Annotated in this window: 11 protein-coding genes; 5 read left to right on the top strand and 6 right to left on the bottom strand. The window is 65.0% G+C overall.

The annotated features are described in order from the left end of the window. Window positions 1–52: 52 nt before the first annotated feature. The gene (locus ACAW63_RS22935; protein ID WP_371229165.1) at window positions 53–670 is read right to left on the bottom strand and encodes a glutathione S-transferase; all 618 of its coding nucleotides are present in this window, start codon (window positions 668–670) and stop codon (window positions 53–55) included. A gap of 116 nt (window positions 671–786) precedes the next feature. Next, a complete protein-coding gene (locus ACAW63_RS22940) occupies window positions 787–1,458 on the bottom strand; it encodes a transglutaminase family protein (RefSeq protein WP_371229168.1) in 672 nt (223 codons plus the stop codon). 234 nt (window positions 1,459–1,692) lie between these two features. Here ACAW63_RS22940 and ACAW63_RS22945 point away from each other — a divergent pair, with 234 nt between their 5' ends. The 5 genes from ACAW63_RS22945 to ACAW63_RS22965 all read left to right on the top strand — a co-directional run bounded on the left by ACAW63_RS22945 (window position 1,693) and on the right by ACAW63_RS22965 (window position 18,417). Beyond that, window positions 1,693–4,128, top strand: a complete 2,436-nt coding sequence (locus ACAW63_RS22945) for an acyl-CoA dehydrogenase (protein ID WP_371229171.1) — start codon at window positions 1,693–1,695, stop codon at window positions 4,126–4,128. Window positions 4,129–4,254: 126 nt separating this feature from the next. Beyond that, window positions 4,255–4,674 carry a PA2816 family glutamine-rich protein gene (locus tag ACAW63_RS22950; RefSeq protein WP_371229174.1) on the top strand — a complete coding sequence of 140 codons (420 nt, stop codon included), beginning with the start codon at window positions 4,255–4,257 and terminating at the stop codon, window positions 4,672–4,674. Between the two features lie 56 nt (window positions 4,675–4,730). Continuing rightward, window positions 4,731–5,141, top strand: coding sequence for a PA2817 family protein (locus ACAW63_RS22955; RefSeq protein WP_243805006.1), 411 nt, complete (start codon window positions 4,731–4,733; stop codon window positions 5,139–5,141). A 278-nt stretch (window positions 5,142–5,419) separates the two neighbouring features. Beyond that, on the top strand, window positions 5,420–11,818 hold the full coding sequence (locus ACAW63_RS22960; protein ID WP_371229178.1) for a DUF5801 repeats-in-toxin domain-containing protein: 6,399 nt from the start codon (window positions 5,420–5,422) through the stop codon (window positions 11,816–11,818). A gap of 263 nt (window positions 11,819–12,081) precedes the next feature. Next, entirely contained in the window at window positions 12,082–18,417 is a 6,336-nt protein-coding gene (locus tag ACAW63_RS22965) for a beta strand repeat-containing protein (protein WP_371229181.1), read from the top strand. 105 nt (window positions 18,418–18,522) lie between these two features. Here ACAW63_RS22965 and ACAW63_RS22970 read toward each other — a convergent pair whose 3' ends face one another. The 4 genes from ACAW63_RS22970 to ACAW63_RS22985 all read right to left on the bottom strand — a co-directional run bounded on the left by ACAW63_RS22970 (window position 18,523) and on the right by ACAW63_RS22985 (window position 24,454). Next, window positions 18,523–19,278 carry a LuxR C-terminal-related transcriptional regulator gene (locus ACAW63_RS22970; protein ID WP_371229184.1) on the bottom strand — a complete coding sequence of 252 codons (756 nt, stop codon included), beginning with the start codon at window positions 19,276–19,278 and terminating at the stop codon, window positions 18,523–18,525. Between the two features lie 670 nt (window positions 19,279–19,948). Further along, on the bottom strand, window positions 19,949–21,328 hold the full coding sequence (locus ACAW63_RS22975) for a TolC family outer membrane protein (RefSeq protein ID WP_371229187.1): 1,380 nt from the start codon (window positions 21,326–21,328) through the stop codon (window positions 19,949–19,951). A 2-nt stretch (window positions 21,329–21,330) separates the two neighbouring features. After that, window positions 21,331–22,644, bottom strand: a complete 1,314-nt coding sequence (locus tag ACAW63_RS22980; RefSeq protein WP_371229190.1) for an HlyD family type I secretion periplasmic adaptor subunit — start codon at window positions 22,642–22,644, stop codon at window positions 21,331–21,333. Beyond that, on the bottom strand, window positions 22,625–24,454 hold the full coding sequence (locus ACAW63_RS22985; protein ID WP_371229193.1) for a type I secretion system permease/ATPase: 1,830 nt from the start codon (window positions 24,452–24,454) through the stop codon (window positions 22,625–22,627). Before ACAW63_RS22985 ends, ACAW63_RS22980 begins: the two co-directional genes overlap by 20 nt. Between the last annotated feature and the right edge of the window lie 65 nt (window positions 24,455–24,519).

The raw sequence follows: 24,519 nt of genomic DNA on the forward strand, positions 1-24,519 counted from the left end.
TTGATAATGGTCCGCCGCGAGGATTGCAACCTCCGCGACACGCGGCAAAGCCTCAGGTGAGCTCGGTCATCACGGCGTCACGGTAGGCCGGGCGCGCCTTCAGGCGTGCGTACCAGGCCTCCAGATGCGGCTGCGACGGGCGCTCGATGGGCATTTCGAACCAAGCATAGATGAAGCTGCCCAGCGGAATGTCACCGATGCCCAATTGTTCACCGGAGAGATACGGCTGCTTGGCCAGCACCTGCTCGGGGATCTCCAGTAAACGCGCGCAGGTGTCGAGGGCGGCCTGGATGGCAGCGGGATCGCGTTGCTCCGGCGGGGTGCGCAGGGTGCCCCAGAACAGCGTGCGGAAGGGGCCGGCGAAGGTCGAGGTGGTCCAGTCCATCCACTTCTCCGCGCTGGCGCGCTGCTGCAGGTCCTGCGGGTAGAGCGCCGGGGCGTAGCGCGCGGCCAGGTAGCGGGCGATGCTGTTGGACTCCCAGAGGATGAAGCCGTCGTCGTCCAGGGTCGGCACCACGCCGTTGGGGTTCAGCGCAAGGTACGGCGCCTCGTTGACCACGCCGAAGGCGCCGCCGGCGTCGATCCGCTCGTAGGCCAGCCCCGCCTCTTCCGCGCACCAGAGCGCCTTGCGCACGTTGGAGGAATTCTTCCGGCCCCAGATCTTGAGCATGCTGCGCCTCTCTTGTTGTCGTCATGCGATGGCGTCGCGCCCGCCGGGCGCGACTTCGGATGACGGCACCCTACCGGCAACGGCGCCAGGAAAAAAGTCGCATGCACTGATGGTGACTATCGATTGCTTTCATGTTGCGCCGCCTCACTGCGCATATCGCCGGCCAGCGGGGTCTCGTTGCCGGCGAACAGGTGCGGGTAGCACTGCTGCAGGTAGCCGAAGAAAAACTCCTCGGGCACGTCGGCGAACTGGCCGTGGTCGTGCAGGTATTCCATGTGCCGCTCGCCCTCGCGGTTGAACGGGTGGAACACGCTGTCCGTGCGTCCATCGAACTCCAGCGGCAACACGCCGAACGCCTCGCACAGGCCGATATCGAAGGCCGGTGTGGCCTTGACCCAGCGGCCTTCGAGGAAGAGTTCGGTGTAGCCGTGCATGGCGAACACCTCGCTGCGCAGCAACTCCAGAAGGCGCGGGGTGGCCAGGTGATTCTTCACGTCGGCGAGGCCAATCCGCGCGGGAATCCCGCAATGCCGGGCGCAGGCCGCCAGCAGGGTGGCCTTGGGCACGCAGTAGGACTGCCCGGCCTGCAGCGCGTGGCTGCCGCACAGGCTCTGCGGGTCGAGGCTGAACACGTAGGGGTTGTAGCGGATCCGATCGCGTACCGCGTAGTAGAGCGCTACCGCCTGCTCCAGCGGGGTGCCGCCCGGGCCCCGGTGATTTTCCGCGAACTCGACCACTGCGGGGTGGTCACTATCCACGAAGCGGCTGGGCTTCAGGTATTGCTGCATGGCGCTGTCTCCGCGATCCCTGTCGTTGATGGCGCCGCCAGTCTAACCAGCCGGCGCGCCCGGCAGGCACGGCGATCCGGCCAAGCTGTCCGGCCATGCGGCCAATGGTCATGTTCGGCGGTCTAAGCTTGCGGGGCATTGCGGCAAACGCCCGCCGCCCTGCCCGCGCACCATTCGTCACCAAGCCCGTCGCGGCCGGTAGCCGTCGCGGCGGACTGTCATGGAGGAATCCCCATGCTGCTCATCTGGTTGCTCGTCCTGATTCTCGGCGTCGCCTGGCTCGCGCACCGCCGCACCTCGCCGCTCAAGGCCCTCGGCCTGGTCGCCGTCTACCTCGTGCTGATGAGCCTGTTCAGCCGGGCCCATGGCTGGATGGTGCTGTTCTGGCTGCTCTGGGCGGTGGTGGCGATGACCATCCTCGCCGCCGACCTGCGTCGCGGCCTGTTCACCTCGCGACTGTTCGCCTGGTTCAAGAAGACCCTGCCGCCAATGTCGGACACCGAGCGCGAAGCCATCGAAGCCGGCACCGTCTGGTGGGACGGCCAACTGTTCAGCGGCCGCCCGGACTGGAACACCCTGCTCGGCTACCCCAAGGCGCAATTGACCGAGGAAGAACAGGCCTTCGTCGACGGCCCCACCGAGCAACTGTGCGCCATGGTCAGCGACCACGACATCGGCCAGCGCATGGACCTGCCGCCCGAAGCCTGGGCCTTCATCAAGGCCCAGGGCTTCTTCGGCCTGATCATTCCGAAGGAATACGGCGGCAAGGGCTTCTCCGCCTTCGCCCACTCGCAGGTGGTGATGAAGCTCGCGAGCCGCAGCGGCGACCTGGCCTCCACCGTGATGGTGCCCAACTCCCTGGGCCCGGCCGAGTTGCTGCTGCACTACGGCACCGACGCCCAACGCCAGCGCTACCTGCCGCGCCTGGCGACCGGTGAAGAAATCCCCTGCTTCGCCCTCACCAGCCCGCAGGCCGGCTCAGATGCCGGTGGCATGACCGACATCGGTATCGTCTGCAAGGGCCAGTGGAACGGCGAGGAGGTCCTCGGCCTGCGCCTGACCTGGGAGAAGCGCTACATCACCCTCGGCCCGGTGGCCACCCTCCTCGGCCTGGCCTTCAAGTGCCATGACCCGGAGCACCTGCTGGGCGAAGAGGAAGACCTGGGCATCACCCTGGCGCTGATCCCCACCGACACCCCCGGCGTGCAGATCGGCCGCCGCCACGTGCCGCTGGGCGCGGCCTTCATGAACGGTCCCAACTCCGGCCAGGACGTGTTCGTGCCGCTGGACGCCATCATCGGCGGCCAGGAGATGATCGGCAAAGGCTGGATGATGCTGATGAACTGCCTGTCGGTGGGCCGCTCGATCTCCCTGCCGGCGGTGGGCACCAGCGTGGCCAAGACCGGCAGCTACGTCAGCGGCCGCTACGCGCGCATCCGCGAGCAGTTCAACGTGCCGCTGGCGGCCTTCGAAGGCATCCAGGAGGCCCTGGCGCGCATCGGCGGCAACGCCTGGATGATGGACAGCGCGCGCATCCTCACCGCCAGCGCGGTGGACCTGGGCGAGAAGCCCTCGGTGCTCTCGGCCATCCTCAAGTACCACCTCACCGAACGCGGCCGCGAGTGCATCGGCCATGCCATGGACATCCACGGCGGCAAGGGCATCATCATGGGCCCGAACAACTACCTGGGGCGTGCCTGGCAATCCGCGCCGATCTTCATCACCGTCGAAGGCGCCAACATCCTCTCGCGCAACCTGATGATCTTCGGCCAGGGCGCTATCCGCTGCCATCCGTACGTCCTGAAGGAAATGGAACTGGCGCGGCGCGATGACCATGACCAGGCCGAACGCGAGTTCGACCAGCTGCTGCTGAGCCACATCGGCTTCGCCGTCAGCAACGCCGCCAGCAGCCTGCTATTGGGTCTCGGCCTGGGCAGCTTCGACCAGGTGCCGGGGGACCGCGTCAGCCGCCCGTACTACCGCGCGCTCAACCGCCTGGCCGCCGCCTTCGCGCTGCTCGCCGACGTCAGCATGATGCTGCTCGGCGGCGAACTGAAGCGCCGCGAGCGCCTTTCGGCGCGCCTGGGCGATGCGCTCAGCCATCTCTACCTGGGCTCGGCGGCGCTCAAGCGCTACCACGACCTGGACAACCCGGAGTACCTGCAACCGCTGCTGCGCTGGGCGCTGGAGGAAAACCTGTGCAAGGCCGAGGCGGCGCTGGCCGGGCTGATCGACAACTTCCCCAACCGCGCCTTCGCCTGCCTGCTGCGACTGCTGGTGCTGCCGCTGGGCCGCCGCCATCGGGGCCCGGGTGACGCGCTGGACGCCGAGATCGCCGCCATCCTCGACCGCCCGCTGGAGGACCCGGCCTTGCAGGCGATACTTGCCGGCGCCTTCCTGCCCAGCGACCCGCAGGACCCGATCGGCAAGCTCGGCGTAGCCTACGAGCGCCTCGCCGAGACGGCGCCATTGCAGGAAAGACTGCGCCAGGCGCTGCGCGACGGCCAGGTCGCCCCCGCCGCCGGCCAGTCGCCCATCGACGCCGCGCACGATGCCGGCGTGCTCGACGGTAACGAGGCAGAGGCCTTGCACGAAGCCGAGCGCGCGCGCCGTGCAGTGATCGACGTGGACGACTTCGCCCCGGAGGAGCTGGGCGGCAAGACCGGCTGATGCATCCGGCGATCGCCCGGGGGCGCCTGCGGGCGCCCTGTTCATTTGCGGCTTTACCGACGCACAGCAGTGCCACCCACAGCCGCAGGGTGCACACTGCACCTATCCCGTCATGGAGAACGCGCCATGCACCGAAGCCTTCCCCTGCTGCTGACGATACTGCTCGCCGGCGCCGTCCAGGCCGATTCCTGGCTCTACCCCAGTCGACCACGGCCGGTAGCGCCGCCCACGCCGGTCATCGACCCCATCCAGCAACAGCAGGACAGCCTGCGCCGGCAAAGCGAGATGCGCCAGAACGAGATGGAGCGTCAACGCCTGCAGTACGAAAGCCAGCGCCTGCAGATACAGCAGGACAACCTCCAGCGCCAGCAGGACAGCCAGCGGCTGCGCGACATGCAGCGCCAGCAGAGCGACCAGATGATCCAGCGGCAGCAGAACGAACTGCAGCAACAGCAATTGCAGCAACAGCAACGCCTGCTTGACCAGCAGCAACAGCGGATCGACAACCGCCTGAGGCAGATTCAGTCGCGACCGCGCCGCCCCTAGGGTGGCAAACCCGATATACTCCGCAGCCGTTTCAACGCTGTCCCAGAGGAAGCACCATGGCCAACGCCTATCTCGACCACCACCTCGCCCTGCTCAACCACCTGCGCATGATCCTCGGCGCCCTGGGCGAAGCCGAGCAGGTGCCGGAAGACAACCACGGCCTGTTCCTCGAACGCTTCGACGAGCTGATGGCCGAGCTGCCGCGCGACCCGGAAGGCGCCCAGTACCTGGGCCAGGACCTGATCAGCCAGGTCTTCCACCGCTACCCGCAGATCGCCCACCTGGTCCCGCGCGACCTGCTGTGGTTCTTCGGCGGCGACTGCCTGCACTTCATGCCCGACGAAGAACTGCAGATGTACCAGCAACTCGACGAGCGCCGCTTCGAAGCCGAAGAGAACGGCGAGCCCTTCGACTGGAACCGCGAAAAGCAGTTGCTCGCCCTGCCGGACGACACGCCCAAGCACTGACGCCGGCCATAAAGGCAAAAAGCCCGCACGATGCGGGCTTTTTCATGGGCGGCAATAAGCGTTTCCGGCCGCCGTGGCCGCCGCGCCCGCTTTAATTCAGAAACGAAATAACCCGCGCATCCCCTGCCAATCCTCCCCTCACAGGTAGTCTGAAACTCCTATCCCGCCTGGGAGTATCCGCCGATGCGAGCCATCCCGACGCTTCCCCATAGTAGTGGCATCTAGCCGTACAGGGCCAACGGCCCGCCCCAACGATGGAAACTGCGCGGGAGAACATCATGACTACCCATAAGAAAAATGCATCGCCCATGAGCGATGTATCTGTCAGCACCGATCAGCAAGACTACGCACCCGGTAGCACGGCCACCATCACGGCCAGCGGCTTCGCAGCCGGCAGCACCGTCACGTTCCAGGTACAGCACGTCACGGACGCCGGCCCGGATGGCATCTGGGGCACGCCCGACGACGTGATCGAAATAACCTCCGGCGCGGGACACGATCCGTGGTCCGTGACCGACGGCGGCCCCGGCGACCTCGACGGCGAGGTCAACGGCAGCGTCACCACCTCCTGGTACGTGAACCCCGACGACTCGGCCGGCGCGACCTTCCTGCTCACCGCGGCGTCCGGCGACCTGACGGCGACAGCCTCCTTCACCGACAGTCCGCTCATCGAGACGACCGGTGTGACCGTTACCCTGGACGAAACCACCGGGCTGCAGAACCACACCGCCACACCAACTCCTGCGGGAGACGATGACGACAATGACGCTCTGCTGGCCTTGCCCACGGCCTTCGCTACCCGCTTGACCGCGCTACAGGCCGGTACCGTCACGGGCGAAGCCTTGAGTGGCTATACGGGTGCGGCGGGCAACACCGGCAGCAATGCGTTCACCATCAACGCTGCCACCGGAGGAACCATCCAGGACGTCAGCTTCACCGATATCAATGGCGCGGCGCTCGATGGCGTGGACAGCGGACTGCTGACCCTCGACGGCGCCCACATCTATCTCTATACCGATTCGACCGACAACAACGTCCTCCTGGGCCGAGTAGGGGACGCAAACGGCGCGGACGAAAACGGCGCAATCGTGTTCGCGGCCTATATCGAACAAGTCCCACCCACACCGCAGCAGCCCTCGGGCGGCAAGATATGGATCGTTGAGTACCAGCCGCTCCAGCATCCGGACGCCACGGACCCCGACGATGCCCTCGACCTGAGCGACATAGTATTCATCGGAACCAGCCAGGACCTGACCTTCAGCCTGGCCAACGCACCCTCCGGGCAGAACCTGTTCCTGATGTTCACCACAGCATCCCCGCAAACGTTCACCGACGCCAATAACGTCGTGCGTATTTCCGGTCCCACCATCATCGCCACCGGCAAGGACCCCGCCGACCAGTCGGCCGGCCTCAACATAACGACGGGCGACACGATCAATACCAGCCAGGCGGGTGGCCCGACCACCTTCGGCACCAACAACCAGATGATCGTGGAGCAGGAAGGCATCCGCTTCACCTTCGTCACCGGTGCCCGGCAGGATGTGACCATCCCCAACCTGGACCAGAACGAAGCGGACCTGGAATCCAATATCGACTTTACCGCCATGTTCGGCGCGAGGACGGCCAGTTTCGATGTCGTTCAACTTCAAAGCGGCAAGAGTGCGGTCGTGAAGATCAGCGCCTTCAGCACCGCGGCTGAAACGGGCGTGAACTTCATCAACGGCTATGCCGGAGATGCGCCCGTCACCATCAGCAATGTAAAGGTCATCAACATCAGTACCGGCGCCACGGTCACTGACCCAAGCCTTGTCATAAACATCAATGGCGGAGTTGCAACGATCACCGGCGTCCTGGCCGGCTACAGGATCGAATACACCACGAGTCAGGATCACAACCGAGTGCTCATCGAGAACGGCGCGGCCGTCGACGCCAAGGGCAACAACCACGCCGACTTCGATATCGGCGGCTTCAAGTTGCTCCAGGTCTCCACCGCGACCGCGGAAATCGGCTCCAAGATGATCTTCGAGGATGACGGCCCCTCGATCAGTGCCAGCCAGACCTCGGTGCCGACGCTGACCACCGACGATACCGACATCCCGGACAGCGCCGGCCCCACCAGCTTTGCCAACCTGTTCACCGCGGCCTTCGGCCAGGACGGCTTCAAGGATTCCGATCACAACCATGTGCAGGACGCAGACGCGATCACCTACGCACTGGGCGTGAGCGCCTCCGGCGGGGTGGACAGCGGGTTGGTGGACACCCTGTCGGGCGACAAGATCTACCTGTTCCTGGAAAGCGGCTCGGTCGTCGGCCGGGTCGGCACTGCCGGCGGCCTGGCCGATCCGGCGGGGGCCATCGCGCTGACGATCTCGGTCGCCGCCAATACCGGCGCCGTGACCCTGGTTCAGAGCCATTCGGTGGTGCACAACGATCCAACCGATCCGGTTGAAAGCGGTGCCTCCGCCGCCGGTCTGGCAGCGGCCAACCTGGTGACCCTGACCGCCACCGCCACCGACGGCGACGGCGATACCGCCTCGGCAACCCGCAATATCGGCAACGCCTTCAAGTTCGAAGACGACGGTCCGACGATCAGCGGTAACCAGACGGCGGCACCCACGCTGACCACCGACGATACCGACATCCCGGATACCGCCGGCCCCACCAGCTTCGCCGGCCTGTTCGATTCGAACTTCGGCAAGGACGGTTTCAAGGATGCCAACGACAATAACGTCCAGGATGGGGACGCCATAACCTATGCCCTTGGCGTCAGCGCCACCGGCGGCGTGGACAGCGGCCTGGTCGACACCCTCTCGGGCGACAAGATCTTCCTGTTCCTGGAAAGCGGCTCGGTCGTGGGTCGGGTCGGCACTGCCGGCGGCCTGGCCGATCCGGCCGGGGCCATCGCGCTGACGATCTCAGTCGGTGCCAATACCGGCGCCGTGACCCTGGTACAGAACCACTCGGTGGTACACAACGATCCGACCGACCCGGTTGAGAGCGGCGCCTCCGCGGCCGGGCTGGCTGCGGCCAACCTGGTCACCCTGACCGCCACCATCACCGACGGCGACGGCGACACTGCCTCGGCAACCCGCAATATCGGCAACGCCTTCAAGTTCGAGGACGACGGCCCGTCGATCAGCGGCAACCAGACGGCGGCACCCACGCTGACCACCGATGACACCGACATCCCGGACACCGCAGGCCCCACCAGCTTTGCCGGCCTGTTCAACGCACCGGTCTTCGGCAACGACGGCTTCAAGGACAGCAACGACGATAACGTCCAGGATGCGGACGCGGTCGTCTATACGCTCGGTGTGAGCGCCTCCGGCGGGGTGGACAGCGGCCTGGTGGACACCCTCTCGGGCGACAAGATCTACCTGTTCCTGGAAAGCGGCTCGGTCGTCGGCCGGGTCGGAACCGCCGGCGGTCTGGCCGATCCGCTCGGAGCTACGGCACTCACGATCTCGGTCAACGCCAGTACCGGCGCCGTGACCCTGGTTCAGAGCCACTCGGTGGTACACAACGATCCGACCGATCCGGTTGAGAGCGGCGCGTCCGCGGCTACCCTGGCGGCAGCCAATCTGGTCACCCTGACCGCCACCGTCACCGACGGCGACGGTGACACCGCCTCGGCAAGCCGCAACATCGGCGACGCCTTCAAGTTCGAGGACGACGGCCCGTCGATCAGCGGCAACCAGACGGCGGCCCCCACGCTGACCACCGACGATACCGATATCCCAGACACCGCCGGCCCGACCAGCTTTGCCGGTCTGTTCGACTCGAACTTCGGCAAGGATGGCTTCAAGGACACCGACGACAACAACGTCCAGGACGCCAACGCCATCACCTACGCGCTCGGCGTGAGCGCCTCCGGCGGCGTGGACAGCGGCCTGGTGGATACCCTGTCGGGCGACAAGATCTTCCTGTTCCTGGAAAGCGGCTCGGTCGTCGGTCGGGTCGGCACTGCCGGCGGCCTGGCCGATGCGGCCGGGGCCATCGCGCTGACGATCTCGGTCGTCGCCAATACCGGCGCCGTGACCCTGGTCCAGAGCCACTCGGTGGTGCACAACGATCCGACCGATCCGGTTGAAAGCGGCGCCTCCGCGGCAGGTCTCGCGGCAGCCAACCTGGTCACCCTGACCGCCACCATCACCGACGGCGACGGCGACACTGCCTCGGCAACCCGCAATATCGGCGCCGCCTTCAAGTTCGAAGACGACGGTCCGACGATCAGTGGCAACCAGACAGCGGCCCCCACGCTGACCACCGACGATACCGACATCCCGGATACCGCCGGCCCGACCAGCTTTGCCGGCCTGTTCGACTCGAACTTCGGCAAGGATGGCTTCAAGGACGCCGATGACAACAATGTCCAGGACGCCAACGCCATCACCTACGCGCTCGGCGTCAGCGCCTCCGGCGGCGTGGACAGCGGGTTGGTGGACACCCTGTCGGGCGACAAGATCTTCCTGTTCCTGGAAAGCGGCTCGGTCGTCGGCCGGGTCGGCACTGCCGGCGGCCTGGCCGATGCGGCCGGGGCCATCGCGCTGACGATCTCGGTCGTCGCCAATACCGGCGCCGTGACCCTGGTCCAGAGCCACTCGGTGGTGCACAACGATCCAACCGATCCGGTTGAGAGCGGTGCCTCTGCAGCCGGGCTGGCTGCGGCCAACCTGGTCACCCTGACCGCCACCATCACCGATGGCGACGGCGACACCGCCTCGGCAACCCGCAATATCGGCGCCGCCTTCAAGTTCGAGGACGACGGCCCGTCGATCAGCGGCAACCAGACGGCGGCCCCCACGCTGACCACCGACGATACCGATATCCCGGACACCGCCGGCCCGACCAGCTTTGCCGGTCTGTTCGACTCGAACTTCGGCAAGGACGGCTTCAAGGATGCCAACGACGACAACGTCCAGGATGCCGATGCGATCACCTACGCACTGGGCGTCAGCGCCCCCGGCGGCGTGGACAGTGGCCTGGTGGATTCGCTGACAGGCAACAAGATCTTCCTGTTCCTGCAAGGCGGCTCGGTCCTGGGCCGGGTTGGCACTGCCGGCGGTCTTGCTGATGCAGCCGGGGCCATCGCGCTGACGATCTCGGTTGCCGCCAATACCGGCGCCGTGACCCTGGTACAGAGCCACTCGGTGATACACAACGACCCGACCGACCCGGTTGAGAGCGGCGCCTCCGCGGCCACTCTGGCGGCAGCCAACCTGGTGACGCTGACCGCCACCATCACCGATGGCGACGGCGACACCGCCTCGGCAACCCGCAATATCGGTAGCGCCTTCACGTTCGAAGACGACGGCCCGAGCCTGGCGTTCGGCAACCTGGTCGGCACCGGTAGCATCCTCCCGCAGACCGGGTACTGGGACCACTCGTTCGGAACCGACGGAATGGGAACGGCCGGCCTGGATATTTCGTTGACGGGGTTCACCCTGGTCAGACCCGGCGGCGCGACCACCACCGGGAGCGGCACGCTCACCGAGCAGTCGCCATCACCGGACGGCAATGGCGCGTTCCACTTCTCCGGGACCCTGACCGGTGACTTCGACAACAACGCCTCAACAGCCAATACCAGCGTCGACTACACACTGACCGCCTTTGCCGACGGCAGCTACGCGCTGGATCTGGTGCAGGGCTTCAGCTCGACGCTTGTCCTCAGCAGTGCCAACGGCTCGCTGGATGCCGGCGGCCCGGACCCGGTACGCACCCTGACGATCGGTACCGAGCAGATCGTCTTCTTCAACGCAGTTCCGACAGCTCCGCAGATCGGTACCCCCCCGAACCCGGATCCGGACCCGGCCTCCATTCTGAGCGGCGTTGGGATCGGGGCGCCTGACCCCACCGAAGCGCAACTGCAGACCAATCCTCTGCCGTCGTACATCGGTACGGGTGCCTTGAACGTCAGCACCTCGGGCATCGGCATCAACAACAACAATCTGGATGGCAATACCACGGCGGGAATCAATACCGGTGACGAGAGCTTCGTCATCAATCCCAAGACCTTGTTGACGGGCATGAAGGTCTACATCGACAACTCGGTGGGCGGCTACGATCCCGCCTCGGAAGAGCTGTACTTCACGATCTACTACGACAATGGCACGACCTCGGGAGCGCCCACCAAAGTGCTGGCCTCTGACCTGCACACGGAAGCCGGGGGGCAGAAGTCCTTCACGGTCAACTGGGACGGCACGCATCTGATTGACGCGGTCCAGCTCACGATGGGCAAGGGCACGGTCAAGATCCCGGTAATCGAGTTCATCAAGCAGACCGAAAACCTGGCCAGCGACGTCCAGCTGTCGTTCAACGCCACGGTGACCGACAAGGATGGTGACGCGGCGACCAGTGCCTTTACCGCCAACCTGTTCGCCAACAAGGCTGCCGGCTCGACCTTCGACTACCAGCTGGTTGGCGTGACCGGTGCGCGCGATGCCTTCAACGTCGACCTGTCACGGCCCGAGAACAAGTACCAGGTCGCCGGCTTCGATGTGACCGCAGGCCACCACGACGCCATCGTGCTCAATGGCGACCCGACCTCCACGTTCTCGATCAACAACAGTACCAACGACAGCGTCGTGACGGTCAACGAGAGCGGAGGACAGGTCACGACCATCACCGTGGTCGGCGTCGACCTGCTCAATACCGACATCGTGCACGGCGCCGTCTGACCAACGGGCAACTGACTGGATGCGAGGGTGGCGTGGAAACCACCCTCGCTTTCCACCGTCCCAGCCGCTTTGCAATCAACGCTCGCACGCCGCCAGGCGTGGAGAGCGATATCTTCGCTCGCCTTGCAGATAGGCCGAATCTCCCAGCCTGCCTGGGAGTATCGGCCTCTGCCCAATCTCCGGCACATCTCCATAGTGGTGGTATGTGGCAGTAAAGGGCCACCGCTCCGGCCTGCCTGATGGGTACTGCCTGGGAGAAAGCCATGACCACCCACACGAAACACACGTCCCCCACCGTTACCACCGACCAGCAAGACTATGCACCTGGTAGCACAGCCACCATCACGGCCGACGGATTCGCCGCCGGCAGCACGGTGATATTCCAGGTGCAACACGCCACGGGCAGCGGCTCCGATGGCATCTGGGGCACCTCAGACGACATGCTCGCAGGCACCTCTGGCGCGGGACACGACGCCTGGTCCGTGACCGACGGCGGCACCAGTGATCTCGACGGCACGATCAACGGCAGCATCACCACCTCCTGGTATGTGAATCCCGACGACTCGGCCGGCGCGACTTTCCTGCTCACCGCAACTTCCAGCGACGGGGCAGTGGCAACGACCTCCTTCACCGACGACCCGGTCGTCGCGGCGACCGGCGTGACCGTTACCCAGGACGAAACCGCCGGACTGCAGAACGCCACGGCCACGCCAAGCCCCGCGGGCGATGCCGACGATAACGACATCCTGCTGGCCTCCCTGCCCACGGCCTTCTCTGACCGGTTGAGCGCACTGGGAGCTGGCACCGCCACGGGCGCCGCCCTGAGTGGCTATACCGGCGCGGTTGGCGACAGTGGCAGCGATGCGTTCACCCTCAATCCCCTGCCCGGCGGAAGCATTACCGATGTCCGCTTCACCGATAGCGGTGGGGTGGCGCTCAATGGTCTGGACAGCGGGCTGCTGACCCTCGATGGCACCCACATCCTTCTCTATACGGACTCGGTCAACAACAACGTCCTGATAGGCCGGGCCGGGAGCGCGGCCGGACCGATAGTGCTGGCGGCCTATATCCAGGAAAGCGGAACGCCACCCACCGGCGGCAAGATCTGGACCGTGGAATACCAACCGCTCCAGCACCCGGACGCCACCACCCCCGACGATGCCGTCAACCTGCTGAACAAGGTCTTCATCGGCACCAGCCAGGACCTGTCCTTCAGCCTGGCCAACGCACCCTCCGGGCAGAACCTGTTCCTGATGTTCACTTCGGAGAACCCGACAACCTTTACCGACGCCAGTAACGTCGTGCGGATCTCGAGCCCCACCATCATCGCCACCGGCAAGGACCCCGCAGACCAGTCATCGGGCGCCAACATCAATACCGGTGACACCATCAATACCAGCCAGGGCGGTGGCCCCACCACCTTCGGCACCAACAACCAGATGATCGTGGAACAGGAAGGCATCCGGTTCTCCTTCGTTACCGGTGCGCGGCAGGACGTGACCGTTCCCAACCTGGACCAGAACGAAGCGGATGTTGAAGCCAACATCGACTTTACCGGCATGCTCGATACGAAAAAGGCCTGCTTCGACATCGTGCAGCTGCAAAGCGGCAAGACTGCCGTGGTCACGATCAGTGCGTTCAGCACTGCGGTCGAGTCGGGTGTGAACTTCATCAACGGTTATGGCAATGACACGGCGATCGCCATCAACAGTGTGCGTGTCATCAACATCAGCACCGGACAGGTGATCGAGAACTCGGATGGTTCGGTGAATGATCCGACCATCGCCATCAGTTTCAATGCCGGAGTTGCCACCGTTGCGGGCGTCAAGGCCGGCTACAAGATCGAGTACACCACGCTTCTGGATCACAACCGCGTACTCGTCCAGAACGGAGCCCCCATCAACGCCACGGGCAATGACCACGCCGACTTCGACGTCGGTGGTTTCAAGCTGCTCCAGGTCGCCACCGCGACCGGCGAAATCGGCTCCAGGATGATCTTTGAAGACGACGGACCATCAGCGGCTGGAACTCCCGCGACCGGCACCGTCGACGAAGATGGCCTGCCCAATGGCATACCAGGCGGTGTCGGCGACGTGGCCGGTGAAGCCACCGTCGCCACCGGCAGCGTGAGCGGCATCTTCCAGTCCGGCGCCGATGCGCCGCTGACTTATGCCATGTCCACTGATACCAGCGGCCTGCAGGCACTGAGCTCCGGCGGCACGGCGCTGGCCTACAGCGTTTCGGGCAACACCCTCACCGCCACCGCCGGTGTGGGCGGCGCCACCGTGTTCACCTTCAGCCTGACGACGGCGGGTGCCTACACCTTCACCCTGCTGGGCCCGCTGGACCACCCGGCTGGCAATAACGAGAACGACATCGCCATCAACCTGGGGACGCTGCTGCAAGCCACCGACAAGGATGGCGATACGGTCACCGCCGCGGCCGAGAAACTGGTCATCACCGTCGATGACGACACCCCGACCGCAGCAGGCACCCCGGCGACCGGCACCGTTGACGAAGACGGGCTGCCCAATGGCATCGCCGGTGGCGTCGGCGACGTGGCTGGCGAAGCCACGGTTGCCAACGGCAGCGTGGCGGGCATCTTCCACTCCGGCGCCGATGTGCCGATGAGCTACTCGATGTCCAACGACACCAGCGGCCTGCAGGCCTTGAGTTCCGGCGGCACGGCGCTGGTCTACAGCGTGGCCGGCAACACACTCACCGCCACGGCCGGCGTGGGTGGCGCCACAGTCTTCACTTTCAGCCTGACCGCAACGGGTGACTACACCTTCACCCTGCTGGGACCGCTGGATCACCCGGCGGGCAACGGCGAGAACGACCTCGCCATCAATCTCGGCACGCTGTTGCAGGCCACCGACAAGGATGGCGACACGGTCACCGCCGCGGCCGAGAAACTGGTGATCACCGTCGATGACGACACCCCGACCGCGACCGGCACCCCGGCGACCGGCACCGTCGACGAAGACGGACTGGCCAATGGCATTGCCGGTGGTGTCGGCGACGTCCCCGGCACCGCCACCGTCGCTACCGGCAGTGTGACCGGCATCTTCCACTCCGGCGCCGATGTGCCGCTGACCTACTCGATGTCCAGCGACACCAGCGGCCTGCAGGCACTGAGTTCCGGCGGCACCGCCCTGGTCTATGGCGTATCGGGCAACGCCCTCACCGCCACGGCCGGCGTGGGTGGCACCACGGTGTTCACCTTCAGCCTGACCGCAGCGGGGGACTACACCTTCACCCTGCTGGGCCCGCTGGATCACCCGGCCGGTAACAACGAAAACGACCTCGCCATCAGCCTGGGTACGCTGCTGCAAGCCACCGACAAGGATGGCGACACAGTCACCGCCGCGGCCGAGAAACTGGTCATCACCGTTGACGACGACACGCCGACCGCGACCGGCACCCCGGCGACCGGCACCGTCGACGAAGACGGGCTGCCCAATGGCATCGCCGGTGGTGTCGGCGACGTCCCCGGCACCGCCACCGTCGCCACCGGCAGCGTGAGCGGCATCTTCCACTCCGGCGCCGATGTGCCGCTGACCTACTCGCTGTCCAGCGACACCAGTGCTCTGCAGGCACTGAGTTCCGGCGGCACTGCACTGGTCTATGGCGTCTCGGGCAATACCCTCACCGCCACGGCTGGGGTGGGCGGCAGCACGGTGTTCACCTTCAGCCTGAACTCGGCCGGCGATTACACCTTCACCCTGCTCAAGCCGCTGGATCACCCGGCCGGTAACAACGAAAACGACCTCGCCATCAACCTGGGGACGCTGCTGCAAGCCACCGACAAGGATGGCGATACGGTCACCGCCGCAGCCGAGAAACTGGTCATCACGGTTGACGACGACACACCGACTGCCACCGGATCTCCGGTGACCGGCACCGTCGACGAAGACGGCCTGCCCAATGGCATCGCCGGTGGCGTCGGTGACGTGGCCGGTGAAGCCACCGTGGCCACCGGCAGCGTGAGCGGCATCTTCCACTCCGGCGCCGATGTGCCGCTGACCTATTCGATGTCCAGCGACACCAGCGGCCTGCAGGCCTTGAGTTCCGGCGGCACCGCCCTGGTCTATGGCGTATCGGGCAACACCCTCACCGCCACGGCCGGCGTGGGCGGCGCCACAGTGTTCACCTTCAGCCTGACCGCAGCGGGGGACTACACCTTCACCCTGCTGGGCCCGCTGGATCACCCGGCCGGTAACAACGAAAACGACATCACCATCAACCTGGGGACGCTGCTGCAAGCCACCGACAAGGATGGCGACACGGTGACCGCCGCAGCCGAGAAACTGGTCATCACGGTTGACGACGACACCCCGACCGCGACCGGGTCGCCTGCGACCGGCACCGTCGACGAGGACGGATTGGCCAATGGCATTGCCGGTGGTGTCGGCGACGTCCCCGGCACCGCCACCGTCGCCACCGGCAGCGTGAGCGGCATCTTCCACTCCGGCGCCGATGTGCCGCTGACCTACTCGCTGTCCAGCGACACCAGTGCTCTGCAGGCACTGAGCTCCGGCGGCACTGCACTGGTCTATGGCGTCTCGGGCAATACCCTCACCGCCACGGCTGGGGTGGGCGGCAGCACGGTGTTCACCTTCAGTCTGACCTCGGCCGGCGATTACACCTTCACCCTGCTCAAGCCGCTGGATCACCCGGCCGGTAACAACGAAAACGATATCAACATCAACCTCGGCACCCTGTTGCAGGCGACCGACAAGGACGGTGACACGGTGACGGCGGCTGCCGAGAAACTGGTCATCACGGTTGACGACGACACACCGACTGCCACCGGATCTCCGGTGACCGGCACCGTCGACGAAGACGGCCTGCCGGGCGGCATCCCTGGCGGCATCGGCGACGTGGCTGGCGAGGCGACCGTGGCCAGCGGCAACGTGAGCGGCATCTTCCACTCCGGCGCCGATGTGCCGCTGACCTATGGCTTGTCCAGTGACACCAGCGCCCTGCAAGCACTGAGCTCCGGCGGGGTTGCGTTGACCTACAGTGTCTCGGGCAACACCCTGACCGCCAAGGCCGGTGCAGTCGACGTGTTCACGCTGGCCCTTACCGCGGCGGGTGCCTACACCTTCACCCTGCTCGGCCCACTGGATCACCCGACCGGCAACAACGAGAATGACCTCGCCATCAACCTCGGCACGCTACTGCAAGCCACTGACAAGGATGGCGACACGGTAACCGCCGCGGCCGAAAAACTGGTCATCACCGTCGACGACGACACGCCGACACTGGCCTTCGGCAACCTGATCGGGACCGGCAGCATCCTTCCGCAGACCGGGTACTGGGACAAGGCATACGGCGCCGACGGACTGGGCGCGGCCGGCCTGGACATTTCCTTGACCGGGTTCACCCTCGTCCGGCCGGACAACACGACCACCACCGGGACCGGTACGCTCGTCGAGCAGTCGCCTTCACCGGATGCCAATGGTGCGTTCCACTTCCTCGGGACCCTGACCGGGGACTTCGACAATAGCGCCGCAACGCCAAACACCACCGTCGACTATGCATTGACCGCCTTTGCCGACGGCAGCTACACCCTGGATCTGGTGCAGGGCTTCAGCTCGACGCTGGTGCTCAGCAGTGCCAACGGCTCGCTGGATGCCGGTGGCCCGGACCCGGTGCGCACGCTGACCATCGGCACTGAACATGTCGTCTTCTTCGGCGCCAACCCCCTGGCCCCACAAACCGGCGCCAACAGCATCCTGAGCGGTATCGGGCAAGGGGCGACCGACCCCACCGAGGCGCAACTGCAGACCAACCCCCTGCCGTCGTACATCGGCTCGGCGGCCATGAACGTCAGCACCTCCGGTATCGGCATCGCCAACAACAACCTGGAGGGCAACAACACGGCGGGCATCAATGCCGGTGACGAGAGCTTCGTGGTCAATCCCGAGACCTTGCTCACGGCTGTGAAGGTCTATATCGACAACTCGGTGCAGGGGTACGATCCGGCCACGGAAGAGCTGTACTACACGGCCTACTACGACGACGGCACGACGTCCGGCACACCGATCAAGGTGCAAGCCGCCGACCTGCACGCGGAAGCCGGCGGGCAGACCTCCTTCACCGTGCAGACGGTGGGCACCAAGCTGATCGACGCGGTCCAGCTCATCATGGGCAAGGGCACGATCAAGGTGCCGACGATCGAGTTCATCAAGCAGGTCGAAAGCCTGGCCAGCGACGTCAAGCTGACGTTCAACGCCACCATCACGGACAAGGACGGTGACACCGCGACGAGCGCGTTCAACGCCAACCTGTTCGCCAATGACGGCGCTGGTGCGACCTTCCAGTACACGCTGGCGGGCACCAGCGGTGCGCGTGACGCCTTCAACGTCGATCTGTCACGCACCGAAAATACGTACCAGGTAACCGGTTTCGATGTGACCGCCGGCCACCACGACGCCATAGTGCTCAATGGCGACCAGGCTTCCACGTTCCTGGTCGACAACAGTGGCGCAAACAGCATCGTGACGGTCAACGAGACGGGCGGACAGGTCACCACCATCACCGTGGTCGGGGTCGACCTGCTCAATACCGACATCGTGCACGGCAGCGCCTGATCCATCGAGCGCACGAAAAAAAGCGAGGGCGGCGTGGAAACCACCCTCGCTTTTTTCATGGCTGCAGAACGCGGGAACAACAGTGACCGGCGACAGGGAAGCGTCCTAGGCCCCTCGAAGGAGCTGGGCGTCCTGCCGCGAACCGCGATCCAGTTCCACCCAGGTGGACTCGGGTGACTCTTCGCCACCGGTGAGCCCGTGCTTCAACGCATACATCAGCAGGTCCATGCGATTGATCAGATTCAGCTTCTGATAAATGCTGCTGAGGTGGTTGTGCACGGTGTGCTCGCTGATGCCCAGGTGCTCGGCGATGCTCATGTACTTGGCGGACGGGTCCTCCACGATGGCGCGAATCAGCTCCCTTTCGCGGACCGTCAGCCGTGCCTGTTTCGGCTGCTCAGGATTGCATTTCAGGTGCACGTGCCCGTTAGCGGCATAGTTCGAAAGCCCGCCGGCCCAGGCCCTGTCCAACCCGATGTCGCGATGGTGGACGTTGATGATGGCCTGGACGATCGACTCCGTGGGGTCTTCCGCCAGCACCACGCCGCGTGCGCCCGCCTCTATCGCCTGGGCGACGGGGACCGATTCATACAGTCCCTTGAGTACCAGCAGTTTCATTTCGGCGCGGCGGGCAAGCTCCGCGACAACCTCCAGCGGGCTCAGCGCATCCGGAAAGAAACTGAAAAAGACGACATCGGGACGCAACTGGTCGGCCAGATCCAGTGCGTAGGCATAGGTGCTGGCCTGGCCGCCGACTTCCATCCGGGGCCTTTTGGCATTGATCAGATCTTGAAGGCCCATGAGGACGAGCGGACGACAATCGATCAGCATCACGCGTATGGCTTTCTTCTGGTCAGGCATTTTCTTTCTGACCTCCTGAATATCATGGCCTCCACCCGCGAACCTTTCTGAATCAGCGATTCGTCCACCCGCCCACCGCGATTGGCGGGCAGGTGCGAGGGCCGACACGCCTTGCCGGCGCTCGCTCGGGTGTGGACAGCAAGGGATTGAGTGGCTCTGGGGGGCACATCCGCCCGGCCCACCGGCAAAGGGGCACGGACGTATCCAGAGGGAAGAGAGCTCCGTCGAGGCAACAGAAATGGAACGGCTACCGCAGGCCCAGGATGTTGTTGTCCCTCGACCGGTCAACAGAGTCTAGGCCAACCAGTTCGTCAGCCGTCGCCCCGTACTGCCCGCGGCCAGACGGAGCAAACCTCTCGGACGCAGAAAATAATCCCGCAATTCCAATGGCTTGAAAGCTCATCAAGTGAACGGGCGGCTCATTATCGCGCGGACCAGCACGTCAATTAACCGACGAAAGGCATGCGAAAAATTAGAAAGTGATAAATACGTCAAATTGTCGTCAAGACCTGCTATTTACAGCCGTGAAACACCGGCGATGCCGGCCAATCACCGGGCACGCCTCCCCCCCGGAAAGCCGTCATAGCGCAGGTAGCAGCGCCAGTCTCCACTTGATCGTGATGCGGGGGAAATGGCGGGCCCGTCGTGCAGGCGGCCCGTGCTGACGCCATCAGGGACGCATGATGTCCTGGACGGAGCGGCTGGGACTCAGCCAGCCATTCACGCTTTCGACGCTTTCGACCGGAGCTCTTCCCGCCCAGCGATTGAGGGTGAACACATTGCTGAGGAACTCGTATTGCGTCTTGAGCAGGTCACGCCGCGCGCGGAATTCGTTGCGTACCGCAGCCAGTACGTCGACGGCATTGACCATGCCGTAGGTCAGCCCCTTCTCCGCCGCCACCCGGGACAACTGCGCCGAAGACAGCGCCAGGCGGCTCGCCTCGATCTTCTCGCCATTCGAGTTGGCGGTCAGGTAGGCGCTGGTGATCTCCTTGACTACCCGGCGCCGAATCTCTTCCCGTTGCTCCTCGGCGACCACCTGATCCTGATACAAGCCGCGAACCCGCGCCGAGGTCGACCCACCGCTGTAGATCGGCACCTGAACCCCCACACCGGCAACATAACTGTCCGTGCGCGGCGCCAGGGCATTGTTGTAGCCCTCGTTGGTCTGTTGCGCACTCAGGTTGAGGCTCACGGTCGGGTAGTGCCCGCCCTTGCCACTGCGCAGCGCTGCTTCCGCGGCTTCGACGCCGCTCTCGCTGGCCTTGAGCGCCGGGTTTTGCGCTATCCCCTCGCGGACCCAGGTTTCCAGGCTCTGCGCCGACACCTGCATGTGCACGTCATCGCGGACCCGGCTGAGCCTTTCTTTGACGGGCCGGCCGACGATTTCCGCCAGCGACTCGCGGCTGATGGTGGCCTGGTTGCTGGCCTCCAGTTCCTGCGCCGCGAGCAGGTCCACGCGGGCCTTGAGATCGAGCTGATCGGTCACCAGCGCCAGCTGCTTTTCGTACAACGCAGTGACCCGGTCCAGGCTTTCCTGCGTGGTTCGGCGCTCCGCCTTCACCAGCTCCAGCTCATCCTCGGCCGCCAGGGCGGTGAAATAACGCCTCGCCAACTCCACGGTGGCCTCCGCCTGGGCATCCAGGGCTTCGGATTCGGTCTGCTTGGCGAGGCTCTTGAACTTCTTGTAGTTCTCCCACGCGGCCTTGTTGTAGAGGTACTGGCGCAGCACCAGGCTGTAGGTTTCGGCGTCGTAGCTGTCCTGGATAATGTCGTTTTCCTGGCGAATCTGGTTCACCCCGGCGTTCAGCGACACCTGCGGCAACAGCGCGCCCATGGCTTCGCGCTCGTGCTCATGCCCCGCCTTGGCCTGGGCGAAGGAGGCCAGCACCTTCGGGTCCTCCAGCCGCGCCTCGCGGTACAACTGCATCAGGTCGGTGGAAAGCCCCGAGGCACTCACCCCGCTCGCGGTTGCCGCAGTGGTTTGCGCCAGGACGCCACCTGCCGCCAGCATGAATGCCCCCGCCAACAGAACTGCCGACCTGTCCATGGTCATTCCTCGATCATCGATTGAGCCAGGGCGTTGCGGGCCGGCTGCATCAGGTACTGCAGCAACGTGCGCTGCCCCGTGATGATCAGCACGTCCGCCGGCATCCCCGGCACCAGCTTGCGCTCACCCAAGGTGCGCACGCCGTGTTCGGTTACCCGGACCCGCGCCAGGTAGTAGGGTGTCCCGCTCTTTTCATTGACCAGGCGGTCCGCCGAGACGCTGGCGACCTCCCCTTCGATCACCGGCGTGGTCGCGGCGTTGAAGGCGCTGAAACGGATATCGGCGCGCTTGCCGATGGCGATGCGGTCGATATCCACCGGCGGCACCTGGGCCTCGATGATCAGCTCGGAAATCGATGGAACGATGTCCAGCAGCGGCGTCCCCGGATGCACCACGCCGCCTACGGTATGCACCGTCATGCCGATCACCATGCCCGACTCGGGGGCGCGGATGACGATACGGCTGAGCCGGTCCTCCAGGGACGAGGTTTTCTCCCGCAGGTCGTAGATCTTGGTCTGGACCTCGGCCAACTGCTTGGCGACCTCGGAATTGAAGTCCTTGTCGACCTGCAGAATCTGCAACTGCGTTTCGTTGATCTGCAGGCGCGCGCGATTGATCGTGGCGCGGTGATCCGCCACCTCGGACTTGAGCATCCCCAGCTTGCGTTCCTGCTCGACCAGCCTCTGCTTGTCGACGAACCCCTGCTTGAGCAGGTCGGACAGTTCGGCGATTTCGCCACTGTAGGATTTCTCCAGCTGGAGCTTGGCGTCGATCACCGCCTCCAGCCCGCCGATCTGCTGGTTCAACTGGCCGATGCGCTCGCGCAATACCGCTATCTGCCCCTGCCGCGACCCCTGCCGGGCGTTGAATACCTGGGTCTCGCTCTGGCGCGCCTCCTCGCCCCGGGTACTGGCGAGATCGGCGATCTCGCCGAAATCGATGGCCGGCAGCGAATCGCGCTCGGCCTTGAGCCTGGCCTCCATGGCCTTGGCCGCGATCAGCTGGCTGCGGGTCATCTCGTATTCGAAGCGCAGCTGGGCATCATCGAGCACGATCAGCGGATCATCCCGTTTGACGATGTCACCGTCGTGCACCAGCACTTCCTTGACGATGCCGCCCTCGAGGTGCTGGACCGTCTTGCGGTAGGTCTGCACGGTGACCACCCCCGGCGCGTAAACGGCCCCATCCAGCGGCGCGAAGGCCGCCCAGGTGCCGAACAGGCCGAAGGTCACTCCGACGATGGCAAGGCCCAGGCGGCGGATCTTGCGATCCGATGTCGGCAGGTCGGCGAAGCTTTCAATTTGACGACTGGGCATCGTGGTCGTCCTTGCCGGTATCAACCGGAGCAATGCTGGCGCCCGCGGGCATGACGCGCTGATGGACCTGCTGGACCTGTTGCTGCGCCTGCTGCTGGGCTTGCTGCTGCGCTTGCTGTTGAACCTGCAGCTGCTTTGCGTTGAGCTCGGCCAGTACCTGCTCGCGCGCCCCGTAGAGCGTGATGATTCCATCGTTCATCAGCATGAGCCGGTCGAGTTGCGAGACGATGTTGGTACGGTGGGTAATGACGAACAGGGTCGCGCCGGTCTGCTTGAGCTGCTGGATGGCCGACGCCAGGGCGCGGTCACCGACATCGTCGAGATTGGAGTTGGGCTCGTCGAGCACGATCAGTCGCGGGTTGCCATACAGGGCCCGGGCGAGTCCGATGCGCTGGCGCTGCCCTCCCGAGAGCATGACGCCCTCGCTGCCGATGACGGTGTCGTAGCCATCGGGCAGCAGCAGGATCATTTCGTGAACCCCCGCCATCCTGGCCGCCTGGATGACCTTCTCCGAATCGACGTCGGTGAAGCGGGCGATGTTCTCGCCAACGCTGCCTTCGAACAGCTCGATGTCCTGGGGCAGGTAGCCGATATGTGGACCGAGCGCGTGTTTGTCCCAGGCGCTGATGTCCGCGCCATCGAGCCGGACCACCCCATGCTGCGGCGCCCATACGCCCATGAGCGCCCTGACCAGGGTCGACTTGCCGGCGGCACTGGGGCCGATGACGCCCACCACGCAGCCGGCGGGCACGCTGAAACTGACGTTCTTGATGATCGGGGTCTTCGAGCCCGGCGCGGCAACAACCAGATTCTCGACCTGCACATGCCCCTGCGGCGCCGGCAGCGGCATCCGCTCGGGTTGCGCCTGCAGCTTTTCGAGCACACCGTTCAGGCGGCTGTACTGCGAACGGGCCGAGATGAAGCCCTTCCAACTGCCGATCAACAGATCGATGGGGGCCAGGGCGCGCCCCAGCAGCACGGCCCCGGCGAACACCATGCCCGCCCCCACCTGATGATCCACCGCCAGGTACGCGCCCAGCCCCAGCACCAGGGATTGCACGAGGAGTCGGAAGGTCCGGGAAAGCGTACTGACCATGGCGCCCTTGTCGCTCGCCAGGGATTGCAGCAGCAGGACGTTTCGCTGCCGCTGTCCCCAACGATCCATCAGGGTTTCCAGCATGCCCATGGACTCGATGACTTCAGCGTTGCGCAGGTTCTTGGTGGTATGGAGCGTCGCGCCGATGTGCTCCTTGTTGGCCTGGGCCAGCGCCGGGGCCGTCAGCTTTTCATTGACGTAGGCGAGCACCAGCAGCAACAGGGCGCTGCCCGTCGCCACCCAGCCGAACCAGGGGTGGAACAGGAACATCACCGCGATATAGATCGGCAACCAGGGAGCATCGAAGAAGGCGAACAGGCCACTGCCGGTGAGGAACTGCCGCAGGCCCGTCAGATCATTGAGCGACTGCGCCGAGGCATCCATCCCGCCGCTGTCCAGGGCCCGCCTGAAACTGGCCTTGTAGACCTGGCGGCTGAGCAGCACGTCCAGCCGGGTACTGACCCGGACCATGATGCGCGAGCGAACCCATTCCAGGGAGCCCAGCGTAATCACCAGCACGGTCATGATCAGCGTCAGCATGGCCAGGGTCGTCAGGCTGCCACTGGTGATCACCCGCCCGTACACCTGGAGCATATAGAAGGTGGGAACGAGCATCAGCGCGTTGATGAACAGGCTGAAAAATCCAACGGAAAGGAAGCTCTCGCGACAGGCTTTCAACGCGCTCTTGAGATTTTCTTCGGGGGGACTTCGCATGCAAACCTCTGCTCGAGAGGCCAGTGTTTGTGGAGCTTAGATCACGCCGGACGACTCCGTACGGC

This window comes from Pseudomonas sp. QE6 (genome assembly GCF_041379005.1).
Lineage (GTDB): Bacteria > Pseudomonadota > Gammaproteobacteria > Pseudomonadales > Pseudomonadaceae > Pseudomonas.

Coding starts and splice junctions, on each gene's coding strand:
- ACAW63_RS22935 (WP_371229165.1), bottom strand. CDS start 670: ATGCTCAAGATCTGGGGCCGGAAGAATTCCTCCAACGTGCGCAAGGCG.
- ACAW63_RS22985 (WP_371229193.1), bottom strand. CDS start 24,454: ATGCGAAGTCCCCCCGAAGAAAATCTCAAGAGCGCGTTGAAAGCCTGT.
- ACAW63_RS22965 (WP_371229181.1), top strand. CDS start 12,082: ATGACCACCCACACGAAACACACGTCCCCCACCGTTACCACCGACCAG.
- ACAW63_RS22975 (WP_371229187.1), bottom strand. CDS start 21,328: ATGGACAGGTCGGCAGTTCTGTTGGCGGGGGCATTCATGCTGGCGGCA.
- ACAW63_RS22945 (WP_371229171.1), top strand. CDS start 1,693: ATGCTGCTCATCTGGTTGCTCGTCCTGATTCTCGGCGTCGCCTGGCTC.
- ACAW63_RS22955 (WP_243805006.1), top strand. CDS start 4,731: ATGGCCAACGCCTATCTCGACCACCACCTCGCCCTGCTCAACCACCTG.
- ACAW63_RS22940 (WP_371229168.1), bottom strand. CDS start 1,458: ATGCAGCAATACCTGAAGCCCAGCCGCTTCGTGGATAGTGACCACCCC.
- ACAW63_RS22970 (WP_371229184.1), bottom strand. CDS start 19,278: ATGCCTGACCAGAAGAAAGCCATACGCGTGATGCTGATCGATTGTCGT.
- ACAW63_RS22950 (WP_371229174.1), top strand. CDS start 4,255: ATGCACCGAAGCCTTCCCCTGCTGCTGACGATACTGCTCGCCGGCGCC.
- ACAW63_RS22980 (WP_371229190.1), bottom strand. CDS start 22,644: ATGCCCAGTCGTCAAATTGAAAGCTTCGCCGACCTGCCGACATCGGAT.
- ACAW63_RS22960 (WP_371229178.1), top strand. CDS start 5,420: ATGACTACCCATAAGAAAAATGCATCGCCCATGAGCGATGTATCTGTC.